Source organism: Vibrio rumoiensis 1S-45, from assembly GCF_000286955.2.
GTDB classification, from domain to species: domain Bacteria; phylum Pseudomonadota; class Gammaproteobacteria; order Enterobacterales; family Vibrionaceae; genus Vibrio; species Vibrio rumoiensis_A.
In genome coordinates this window covers 25,728-36,351 of the sequence record NZ_AJYK02000073.1, presented here as the reverse complement: position 1 = coordinate 36,351, position 10,624 = coordinate 25,728, and the positions used below count along the sequence as shown (strand labels likewise).

Here is a 10,624-nt window from a genome sequence, read left to right as displayed (position 1 = left end):
TGTGGCGGCAGACTTGCTTTCTCAAGCGGAGCATGGCCCAGATTCACAAGTGGTGTTATTAACCCCTTCACCTTTGATTGCTGATCAAGTTGCAGACGCAGTACAAAAACAGTTAAAGCAACTTTCTCGTAGTGATATTGCTGAAAAAGCATTAGGTTCGAGTGTGATTGTGATCACTGAGTCATTAACTCAATGTGTGACCATTTCCAATGCGTACGGTCCTGAGCATTTGATTGTACAGACTAAGAACTCTCGTGAGTTATTACCGTTATTGGACAATGCAGGATCGATTTTTCTTGGGCATTGGTCTCCAGAATCCGTCGGTGATTACGCTTCAGGGACCAACCATGTTCTGCCAACTTACGGTTATACTCGCACTTACTCCAGTTTAGGCTTGGCTGACTTTTCAAAACGTATGACGGTGCAGGAATTGACTAAACAAGGTCTTCAGGGGCTAGCTGAAACGGTTGTCACTATGGCGGAAGCCGAAGGTCTAGATGCGCACAAACGCGCGGTGACAATTCGTCTTGATAAGCTTGAACTTGAACAACGGAATAAATAGGGAACGGAATATGGAAAAATTAGCTCGCAAGCAGGTTCAAGGCTTAACTCCTTATTTATCAGCTCGACGTATTGGCGGTAGTGGTGATGTTTGGCTCAATGCCAATGAGTCGCCATTTGATAATGAATATAAAACTAGCGCTTCACGTTTAAACCGTTATAGCGAGTGTCAACCGACAGCATTAATTGAAGCCTATGCGGCTTATGCTGGGGTAAAACCTGAGCAGACTTTAACGTCTCGAGGTGCAGATGAAGGGATTGAGCTATTAGTTCGCGCTTTTTGCGAGCCTAATCAAGATGCGATTTTGTACTGCCCGCCAACCTATGGCATGTATGCAATTAGTGCCGAAACCATTGGTGTTGAGCGTAAAGTGGTGCCTTTAACCTCAGATTGGCAACTTGATCTCGATTCTATAGCCGCTAATTTAGATAACGTTAAGTTGGTGTTTGTTTGCAGTCCAAATAACCCAACCGGTAATCTTATTAAGCGTGCAGATATCGTGCGCTTACTTGATATAACTAAAGATAAAGCCATTGTGGTGATGGATGAGGCCTATATTGACTTTTGTCCGGAAGCGTCAACAGTTGATTTACTTGATCAATATCCTAACTTGGCAATTTTGCGAACCCTATCGAAGGCCTTTGCTTTAGCGGGATTACGCTGCGGTTTTACATTGGCTAATGAAGAACTGATTAATGTATTACTTAAGGTGATTGCACCTTATCCCGTACCCGTACCTGTATCCGATATAGCGATACAAGCGTTATCGGAAGCTGGGCTTGCCCGTATGAGGTATCAGGTGCTAGACCTGAGTGCTAATCGAGCTTATCTACAGGCTGGACTTAGCATGTTGCCAGGTATTGAAATTTTTGATGCGTGGGGGAACTATCTGCTAGTGAAATTTAGCGATGGAGACGCCGTATTTAAAGCGGCGTGGGATCACGGCATCATTTTACGTAACTCACCGATTCCAGATTGTGTTCGCATTAGTATCGGTAACCGCATTGAATGTGAAAAAACCTTAAGCTTTATTCGTAATACGTTAAGTTAATAACCAAATAATAGTGGTGAAGCGTGATTGACGTTTCACCTTGCTCTGAGAAGGAAATCGATGTGAGCCAAGCAAACAAAATTCTATTTATTGACCGTGACGGCACCTTAATTGTTGAGCCACCGGTTGATTTTCAGGTGGATCGTTTAGATAAACTCAAATTTGAACCAAACGTTATTCCTGTTCTATTAAAGCTTCAAGATGCAGGTTACCGTTTAGTGATGGTGACTAATCAAGATGGTTTAGGTACTGACAGTTACCCTCAAGCGGATTTTGACGCGCCACATAACATGATGATGGACATTTTTAGCTCACAAGGTGTGAAGTTTGATGATGTGCTCATTTGCCCACACTTTGATGCAGATAATTGTACTTGCCGTAAGCCCAAATTAGGCTTGGTCAAAGAGTATTTGCAACAGGGAAAAGTGGATTTTAAAACCTCAGTTGTGATTGGTGATCGCGTAACCGATTTGCAATTAGCCGAAAATATGGCGATTCGCGGTATTCAATATCACCCTGAAACGATGAACTGGCTGGATATCTTAAAAGATCTCACCGTCAATGCTCGTACGGCAGCCGTGGTGCGTACCACGAAAGAAACGGACATTAAAATTTCGGTGAACTTAGATGAGCAGGGCGGAAATAAGATCTCAACAGGGATGGGATTTTTTGACCACATGCTTGATCAAATCGCCACTCACGGCGGTTTTCAAATGGTTGTCGACGTACAAGGTGATTTACACATTGATGACCATCACACCATTGAAGATACGGCATTAGCGTTAGGTCAAGCTCTTAAAGAAGCTTTAGGCGACAAACGTGGTATTGGTCGCTTTGGTTTCAGCTTGCCAATGGATGAATGTTTAGCGCAATGTGGCTTGGATTTATCTGGGCGTCCTTATTTGAAATTCGATGCGCAGTTTAGCCGCGAACAAGTGGGCGATCTTTCCACTGAAATGGTGGTGCATTTCTTCCGTTCATTGACGGATACTTTGGCCTGTACTCTGCACTTGTCATCCACGGGCAATAATGATCACCACATCATTGAAAGCTTATTTAAAGCCTTTGGTCGTACCTTGCGTCAAGCGATTAAAGTAGAAGGGAATGAATTGCCAAGTAGTAAAGGAGTGCTGTAATGACAGACACGCTAGCCTCTACTGCGCAAAAAGTCGTTATCATTGATACCGGTTGCGCCAATGTGTCTTCCGTTCGCTTTGCGATTGAGCGCCTAGGTTATCAGGTGACGATTTCTAAAGATCCAAGCATTGTACTTGCGGCAGATAAATTGTTTCTACCGGGCGTAGGCACCGCTTCAGAGGCGATGAAAAATCTAGAAGATCGTAACCTAATTGACCTAGTGAAAAAGGTTGAGAAACCGCTACTTGGCATTTGTTTAGGCATGCAACTATTGGGTAAGTTGTCGGAAGAAAAAGGCCAACAAGGTAAAGAAGAAGTACAGTGTTTAGGCTTATGTGATGGTGAAGTTCGTTTAATGGATACTGGCGATCTACCACTACCACACATGGGTTGGAATACCGTACAACCTGTGGATGGGCATCCGCTATTTAAAGGTATTTCTGAAGACAGTTATTTCTACTTTGTGCACAGTTACGCCATGCCCGTTGGTGAGTACACCATTGCTAGTTGTGAATATGGCAATCCGTTTACTGCAGCTGTACAAAGTGGCAATTATTATGGGGTGCAATTTCACCCAGAGCGTTCGTCAAAAGCGGGCTCAAAATTGATTCAAAATTTTCTTGAATTGAACGGATAAAATTAAAGGACTAAAGAATGATTATTCCTGCATTGGATTTAATTGATGGACAAGTGGTTCGTTTATTTCAAGGCGATTACGGACAAAAAACAGAATATAAAGTCGACCCTGCAGAGCAATTTAATCTGTATCACCAAGCGGGAGCCAATTGGTTGCACTTGGTCGATTTAACCGGCGCAAAAGATACCTCTGCTCGCCAGTTAGACTTGATTGCTAAGTTACTTGCTAGTACGCCTGCCAACATTCAAATTGGTGGTGGAGTACGCAGTGAGCAAGACGTAGTGGATTTATTAGAAGCTGGCGCACAACGTGTGGTGGTGGGTTCTACTGCGGTAAAACAGCCTGAGTTGGTCAAAGGTTGGATGGAGAAATATGGCGCAGAAAAAATCGTCTTAGCTTTAGATATTAATATTGATGAGCAAGGCGTGCGTAAAGTGGCCATTTCTGGTTGGCAAGAAGATTCAGGTGTTACTATTGAAGCCTTGATTGATGATTACTTAACGGTTGGACTCAAACATGTTCTGTGTACCGATATTTCTCGTGACGGCACGTTAGCGGGCTCTAACGTCGAATTGTATGTGGATTTATGTAAGCAATACCCACAGGTGCAATTTCAATCATCAGGTGGCATCGGTAGCCTTGATGATATCGCGGCATTAAAAGGCACAGGCGTTGCTGGCGTGATTGTGGGCCGTGCGTTGTTAGACGGCAAGTTTACCGCAGAGGAGGCATTTTCATGTTGGCAAAGCGAATAATTCCATGTCTTGATGTCCGTGATGGGCAGGTTGTGAAAGGGGTTCAATTTCGTAACCATGAAATCATTGGTGATATAGTACCTCTTGCGCAGCGTTATGCCGAAGAGGGCGCAGATGAGCTAGTCTTCTATGATATTACCGCTTCAAGTGATGGTCGTGTGGTCGATAAAAGCTGGGTGGCTCGTGTTGCTGAAGTGATTGATATTCCATTTTGTGTGGCAGGCGGCATTAAGTCAGCTGAAGATGCCGCGCGTATTTTAGAGTTTGGTGCAGATAAAGTATCGATTAACTCTCCAGCGCTGGCGAACCCTCAATTGATTACCGACTTAGCCGATAAGTTTGGCGTGCAATGTATCGTGGTGGGCATTGACTCTTACTACGATAAAGAAACGGGCAAATACCAAGTTTATCAATTTACCGGCGATGAAGAACGCACCAAGGCAACCAAGTGGGAAACCCGTGATTGGGTTCAAGAAGTGCAAAAGCGTGGCGCTGGTGAAATCGTATTAAATATGATGAACCAAGACGGCGTACGTAATGGTTACGATTTAGATCAATTAAACATGGTACGTGAAGTGTGCCATGTGCCTTTGATTGCCTCGGGTGGCGCAGGTGAAATGGTGCATTTTAAAGACGCTTATCAACAAACCAATGTGGATGGCGCGCTGGCAGCATCGGTGTTTCACAAGCAAGTGATCAATATTGGTGAGTTAAAACAATACTTAAAACAACAAGGCGTGGAGATACGTTTATGAGTGAAGCAGTAACAACACAAGCAACGTTTCAAGCGTCCGATGTACAAGTACTTTCTGACCGAATTGATTGGAATAAAGTCGACGGTTTAGTCCCTGTAATTGTGCAAGATTATCAATCAAGCCAAGTTCTGATGATGGGCTATATGAATGTGGATGCCTTGCAGAAAACCGCAGATACTGGCCTAGTGACGTTCTACTCTCGCACCAAACAGCGTTTATGGACCAAAGGCGAAGAATCTGGCAACAGCTTGAATCTGGTGAATATCGCTTTGGATTGTGATAACGATACGTTATTGGCGAAGGTGAATCCTATTGGGCCAACGTGTCACACCGGCACCACAACATGCTTTGATGCCGACAAGCAAGATGAAAGCCAATTGGTGTGGCTTCATCAACTTGAGCAGCTACTGGCTGCCCGCAAGGACGCCGATCCAGAGTCCTCTTACACCGCTAGCCTTTATGCTCGTGGCACGAAACGCATCTCGCAGAAAGTCGGCGAAGAAGGCGTTGAAGTCGCGCTTGCGGCAACGTCGGGCGACAAGGCGGAATTGATCTGTGAATCTGCGGATTTGATGTATCACTTGTTCGTGTTACTACAAGATCAAGGCTTATCGTTTAACGATGTCATCAATAAGCTAAAAGAGCGTCACAAGTAAAATAATTTTGTTTTTATCAATATTTATTTTTATCAATAAAGGTCAAGCAGTTGCTTGGCCTTTTTTATTGGGTGTGTTCTCTCTCTTTAAGTTGGCTGAAAAGCGTTCTGTTAATAAAACGCTGTCCTAAAATGAGTGAATGAGCTTAGCCACAGCATTTCTTGAACTTTCTACCACTTCCACAAAGGCAGGGATCATTACGGCCTATTTTGGTATTGGCAATGGTTTGTAAAAGGCGAGGATCAATAGGTTTTTCTTCCGGCATCACGCCATCAATATAGCGCCATTGTCCTTCTTCTTTTACAAATCGAGAGCGTTCATGTAAGCAATACTCGTGATTATCTTCTTCAAAGTAAGCTTTAAATTCGACATACCCTTCGGCCTCTTCACAAGCGGGAGCATCTAAAACCTCTAGTTTTATCCAATGGCTATCGACGGATTGTTTAATCGCTTCTGCTTGAGCATGAGCTTGGCAAGATGAGTGGTAAGTGTTTAAGACAAACTCTACATCATTAAGCACATGAGCCGAATAACGCGCGCGCATTAGCTGCTCTGGTTGTTTGGCCAAAGTAGCGTCATGATGAATCGGTTGACAGCAAGCTTCATAAGATTGCGAATGACCGCATGGGCAAGGCATAAAGATTCTCTTAGTTAATAGTGGTATAGCTTATTGCTGACGATAGGATTTTGTGCCTTCAAGCCTTAAATAGTGATATTCAGGAGTGGACCAATCGAGAGCATTTCCTCGGTATATTTGTACCATTTTTGGATCGAGTTTTAATTTATCCACAAACCATTCAATATTCGATTGATCATTTTTCTCCAATGCGATGGCTAAAGCAAGAATGTCTCCAAGAATCCCTTTTTGCTCTAGTAGTGCATGAATCGCATCAGGCTTTAGTGGCAAAGTTTCAATCAGATAAGATAAAGGCTGTTCAAGTAATTTATCTAACTGAGAGAACATACCCACGAAGTAGGCTTGATCAATACATTTATTAATATGACTAACGGCCGCGATTTGTTCGCAGAAATGGGCTCTTTCCATTGAAGACTGGTAATAATGAGAAGGAGAAAGCTCATGATCGGCAACAATCGAGAGGGATATGAACATTTTTATGCGTTCATACCCTAGTGCTTCAAACGCACTTTTAAAAGATGAAAACGGTTGAGGTTGATGAGAATTAATAAATCTCATTAATTTATACGTCATTGTCAGATCATGTCTTATAAGACGCTCAACCAGATCAAAATTAATCGGATTTTTATTAATCGCAATATTGAGTTGTTCAACAGTGAATGCTGACGAACCAATGCGCTTTTTACATATAATTTCAGGTTCGTACAATTCATAACCTTGAAAATAATGGAACCCAGCCTTTTTACAAGCTTCAAGCTCGGCTTGGTTTTCAATTTTTTCAGCCAAATAGGAAAGATCTAAATGCGGATGTTCGTTAATAAATTTTTCAGTATCTGCAATTGATATTTGTCGGATGTCAAACTTGATTGTCGTGACATACGGCAGGAAACGTTCCCAAGCAGAAGAAGGCATGAAGTCATCTAAGGCGATTTTATACCCTTGGTGATGCATAGATTTTACGGCATCTAAAAGTTCATCACTAGGAGAGCAGTCTTCCAAAATTTCGATCATTAATAAATGGGGTGGAAATAAAGTTGGGATTTGGTCGACTAATGATTGATATGGGAAATTGACTAAGCAAATTTTATCTTCATAACCTTGAACATTGGTTAGGAAAAAATGTTCAATAAGTAAGCGGCTGGTGGCCTTGTCCGGGTCCATTTGTGGGAAAACATTATTAAAACCTTCTCTGAACAGTAATTCATAGGCAACGATGCGGTTATCCGCATTCACAATGGCTTGTCGTGCAATAAAAGAGTGCATCGTTTAATCTCTAAGGTTTATATTGAGAGATAAAGGGAATTGCTCAATGGTATTCACCATGTAGAGACCCTTCCTTAATCTTATCCAACTTGAATGATTAAAATATCGTATTTATCAATATTTCAATTAATAATAGAGGATTAAGAAATATAAATTGTATTTTTACTGATAATTTTTCGAGGAAGTTAGAATTCTCTCGTGGTGAGGGTATTACCGTTAGGAGTACAGACTAATATTGATCCTTGTGTATACCAATCACCGAGTACGATACGAGTCGCTGAGCCATTCATGGTCGAATGTTGGTGGATATTGGGCCTATGAGTATGACCATGAATCATTTGTATAACGTGATTGTTTTCTAGCACGGTGATCACTTCTTGTGGTGTGACGTCCATAATATTCATTTGTTTGGTTTGCTTTTGTGCGCGAATTTTACTTTGAACGTGAGAAACGATTTTTCGACGAATGAACAAAGGAATACGATTAAAAATAGCTTGTAACCAAGGCTTATGAACTGTTTTACGAAATTCTTGGTATTTTTCATCCATAGTACATAAGGTATCGCCATGTAAAATGACGGTTGGAACGCCATACAGATCAATCACTGCCGTTTCGGGTAATAGTGTTATGCCCGTATCTTTACAAAAGCGTTTACCTAATAAAAAATCTCGATTTCCCTGTATGAAGTAACATGCTACACCGGCTTGAGTTAATGCCATAAAGGCTTCTTTTATAGAAGAGTGAAAAGGGGAGTTGTCGTCATCACCAATCCAAAATTCAAATAAGTCACCAAGTACGTATAAAGCTTCTGCTTGAGAGGCTTCATCACGCATAAAGGTTAAAAAGCATTCCGTGATATCGGGACGTAAAATCGACAAGTGTAGATCAGCAATAAATAATGTGGTCATAGACAATCAATAATCTGAAAAATAGAATAAAGGGAGAACTGCTCTCCCTTTATTCATACACCTAGTGAACGGTGTATTGGCGTAAATTACGCTTCGATAGTTGTGCCAGTGATAAGCACATCTTCCAGTGGAACGTCTTGGTGCATGCCGTAAGAGCCAGTGCTTACTGCTTTGATTTTTTCTACGACGTCCATACCTTCAACGACTTCAGCAAACACACAGTAACCCCAACCGTTCATTGATTCAGATTTAAAATCAAGGAACGTATTGTCGTTCACGTTGATGAAGAATTGAGAACTTGCAGAATGCGGTTCCATAGTACGAGCCATTGCCAGTGTGCCAGTTTTATTGCTTAGGCCATTGTTGGCTTCGTTTTTGATTGTTGCACGAGTTGACTTTTCTTTTAAGCCAGAAGTCATGCCACCGCCTTGAATCATAAATCCATCGATAACACGGTGGAAAAGTGTGTTGTCGTAAAAACCATCTTGACAATATTGAAGGAAGTTAGCACTGGTTTCAGGTGCTTTTTCTTCATTTAGTTGAATTTTGATATCGCCGAAGTTGGTGTGAAGGATAATCATGGTTTGGTCCTTTATCATTGGATTTAATATTTTTACAAGAAGCTTCAATTTTATAGCAAGTGACGTTATAAGCAACTTTAAACGAACATCTTGATTAAATACCTTTTTAGTTTGGGCATAAACTCTTTTGGTTATAGATGAAATGTATTGTGGTTTTATCAAGCAAGTGTGTGAGTTAAATAAGCTTAAATATCGACTTAGAATATGGTTTGGGTATAATCACCAATCAGAATTTTCACCAGACGTAGATAGAGATCATGTTAAAAATATATAACACATTGACCCGACAGAAAGAGGAATTCAAACCCATTCACGCTGGCAAAATCGGCATGTATGTGTGTGGGGTAACCATTTACGATCTTTGTCATATTGGTCATGGTCGTACATTTGTTTCTTTTGATGTGGTTTCACGTTACCTACGTTTCGTCGGTTACGATCTTACTTTTGTTCGAAACATTACCGATATCGACGATAAAATCATTAAGCGTGCAGCAGAAAATGGTGAAAGCTGTGATGACTTAACAGAACGTCTTATTCAAGAAATGTACACCGATTTTGATGCGTTGAATATTAAACGCCCAGATGTTGAGCCAAGAGCGACGCATTATATTCAAGAAATTATAGAACTCGTCGAAAAGCTGATTGAGAGTGAATTTGCCTACGTTGCATCCAATGGCGATGTCATGTTCGAAGTTAAGAAATTTGAACAATATGGCAAGTTATCTGGGCAAGATCTTGATCAGCTTCAAGCCGGTGCTCGTGTTGATGTTGAAAGCGCGAAGCGTAGCCCTATGGATTTTGTAGTTTGGAAAATGTCTAAACCAGGTGAACCTACGTGGGAATCCCCTTGGGGCCCAGGTCGCCCTGGTTGGCATATTGAATGTTCGGCAATGAACTCATCAATTTTAGGGCAGCACTTTGATATTCATGGCGGGGGTTCCGACTTGCAGTTCCCGCACCATGAAAATGAAATTGCTCAGTCTTGTTGTGCGCATGATACTCCGTATGTAAATACGTGGATGCACAGCGGAATGGTGATGGTTGACCGTGAAAAAATGTCTAAATCTCTAGGGAATTTCTTCACTATTCGTGATGTATTACAACATTATGATTCAGAAACGGTACGTTACTTCTTAATGTCGGGCCATTACCGTAGTCAGCTTAATTATAGTGAAGAAAATCTTAACCAAGCGCGTGCTTCACTTGAACGTTTGTATACGTCATTACGAGGCTTAGATCTAACGGTTGCGCCGGCTGGTGGAGAAGAGTTTGTCGCGAGATTTAGTTCTGCAATGAATGATGATTTCAATACGCCAGAAGCGTACTCAGTATTATTTGACATGGCGCGTGAAGTGAATCGCCTAAAAACGGTTGATATGGATAAAGCATCGTCAATGGGCGCGCTAATGCGTGAACTTGCGGATGTGATTGGTATTTTACACCAAGATCCAGAATCATTCTTAAAAGGTGATGCTGGCAATGATGATGAAGTGGCTGAAATAGAAGCTTTGATCAAGTTACGTAATGATTCTCGTGCGGCCAAAGATTGGGCAAATGCAGATTTAGCTCGTGATAAGCTAAATGAACTCGGTATTGAGCTTGAAGATGGCGCAGACGGTACAACTTGGCGTCGTAAATAACAAATCACTTTAATTGAAAAAGGCTGGTGGCTTACCGGCCTT

12 protein-coding genes are annotated in these 10,624 nt (G+C 41.7%); 8 read left to right on the top strand and 4 right to left on the bottom strand.

Annotated elements, in window-relative coordinates:
• The 7 genes from A1QC_RS09870 to hisIE all read left to right on the top strand — a co-directional run.
• Positions 1-562: histidinol dehydrogenase (locus A1QC_RS09870; protein ID WP_017024763.1), on the top strand; the 562-nt coding region annotated here is incomplete at its 5' end.
• A gap of 10 nt (positions 563-572) precedes the next feature.
• On the top strand, positions 573-1,613 hold the full coding sequence (gene hisC, locus A1QC_RS09865; RefSeq protein ID WP_017024762.1) for a histidinol-phosphate transaminase: 1,041 nt from the start codon (positions 573-575) through the stop codon (positions 1,611-1,613).
• 62 nt (positions 1,614-1,675) lie between these two features.
• Entirely contained in the window at positions 1,676-2,749 is a 1,074-nt protein-coding gene (hisB, locus tag A1QC_RS09860) for a bifunctional histidinol-phosphatase/imidazoleglycerol-phosphate dehydratase HisB (protein WP_017024761.1), read from the top strand.
• Entirely contained in the window at positions 2,749-3,387 is a 639-nt protein-coding gene (gene hisH, locus A1QC_RS09855) for an imidazole glycerol phosphate synthase subunit HisH (protein ID WP_017024760.1), read from the top strand. Before hisB ends, hisH begins: the two co-directional genes overlap by 1 nt.
• Before the next feature lie 17 nt (positions 3,388-3,404).
• Positions 3,405-4,142 (top strand): 1-(5-phosphoribosyl)-5-[(5-phosphoribosylamino)methylideneamino]imidazole-4-carboxamide isomerase, encoded by a 738-nt coding sequence (hisA, locus tag A1QC_RS09850; RefSeq protein WP_017024759.1) that lies wholly within the window; start codon positions 3,405-3,407, stop codon positions 4,140-4,142.
• Positions 4,124-4,897, top strand: a complete 774-nt coding sequence (gene hisF, locus A1QC_RS09845; protein WP_017024758.1) for an imidazole glycerol phosphate synthase subunit HisF — start codon at positions 4,124-4,126, stop codon at positions 4,895-4,897. The genes hisA and hisF overlap by 19 nt, the downstream gene beginning before the upstream one ends.
• Positions 4,894-5,553, top strand: coding sequence for a bifunctional phosphoribosyl-AMP cyclohydrolase/phosphoribosyl-ATP diphosphatase HisIE (gene hisIE, locus A1QC_RS09840; RefSeq protein ID WP_017024757.1), 660 nt, complete (start codon positions 4,894-4,896; stop codon positions 5,551-5,553). Before hisF ends, hisIE begins: the two co-directional genes overlap by 4 nt.
• Positions 5,554-5,698: 145 nt before the next feature.
• On the opposite strand, the gene A1QC_RS09835 is transcribed toward hisIE, so the two are convergent.
• From A1QC_RS09835 to A1QC_RS09820, 4 genes are all read right to left on the bottom strand, one after another.
• The gene (locus tag A1QC_RS09835) at positions 5,699-6,196 is read right to left on the bottom strand and encodes a YchJ family metal-binding protein (RefSeq protein WP_141706004.1); all 498 of its coding nucleotides are present in this window, start codon (positions 6,194-6,196) and stop codon (positions 5,699-5,701) included.
• 24 nt (positions 6,197-6,220) lie between these two features.
• Positions 6,221-7,453, bottom strand: a complete 1,233-nt coding sequence (locus A1QC_RS09830; protein ID WP_017024755.1) for an EAL and HDOD domain-containing protein — start codon at positions 7,451-7,453, stop codon at positions 6,221-6,223.
• A 185-nt stretch (positions 7,454-7,638) separates the two neighbouring features.
• Positions 7,639-8,361, bottom strand: a complete 723-nt coding sequence (gene lpxH / locus A1QC_RS09825; RefSeq protein ID WP_017024754.1) for a UDP-2,3-diacylglucosamine diphosphatase — start codon at positions 8,359-8,361, stop codon at positions 7,639-7,641.
• 86 nt (positions 8,362-8,447) lie between these two features.
• Positions 8,448-8,942 carry a peptidylprolyl isomerase gene (locus A1QC_RS09820; RefSeq protein ID WP_017024753.1) on the bottom strand — a complete coding sequence of 165 codons (495 nt, stop codon included), beginning with the start codon at positions 8,940-8,942 and terminating at the stop codon, positions 8,448-8,450.
• A 257-nt stretch (positions 8,943-9,199) separates the two neighbouring features.
• On the opposite strand from A1QC_RS09820, the gene cysS reads away from it, so the two are divergent.
• Entirely contained in the window at positions 9,200-10,582 is a 1,383-nt protein-coding gene (gene cysS, locus A1QC_RS09815) for a cysteine--tRNA ligase (RefSeq protein WP_026025772.1), read from the top strand.
• Positions 10,583-10,624: the final 42 nt, after the last annotated feature.

Coding starts and splice junctions, on each gene's coding strand:
- hisC (WP_017024762.1), top strand. CDS start 573: ATGGAAAAATTAGCTCGCAAGCAGGTTCAAGGCTTAACTCCTTATTTA.
- hisH (WP_017024760.1), top strand. CDS start 2,749: ATGACAGACACGCTAGCCTCTACTGCGCAAAAAGTCGTTATCATTGAT.
- hisA (WP_017024759.1), top strand. CDS start 3,405: ATGATTATTCCTGCATTGGATTTAATTGATGGACAAGTGGTTCGTTTA.
- hisF (WP_017024758.1), top strand. CDS start 4,124: ATGTTGGCAAAGCGAATAATTCCATGTCTTGATGTCCGTGATGGGCAG.
- hisIE (WP_017024757.1), top strand. CDS start 4,894: ATGAGTGAAGCAGTAACAACACAAGCAACGTTTCAAGCGTCCGATGTA.
- A1QC_RS09830 (WP_017024755.1), bottom strand. CDS start 7,453: ATGCACTCTTTTATTGCACGACAAGCCATTGTGAATGCGGATAACCGC.
- lpxH (WP_017024754.1), bottom strand. CDS start 8,361: ATGACCACATTATTTATTGCTGATCTACACTTGTCGATTTTACGTCCC.
- A1QC_RS09820 (WP_017024753.1), bottom strand. CDS start 8,942: ATGATTATCCTTCACACCAACTTCGGCGATATCAAAATTCAACTAAAT.
- cysS (WP_026025772.1), top strand. CDS start 9,200: ATGTTAAAAATATATAACACATTGACCCGACAGAAAGAGGAATTCAAA.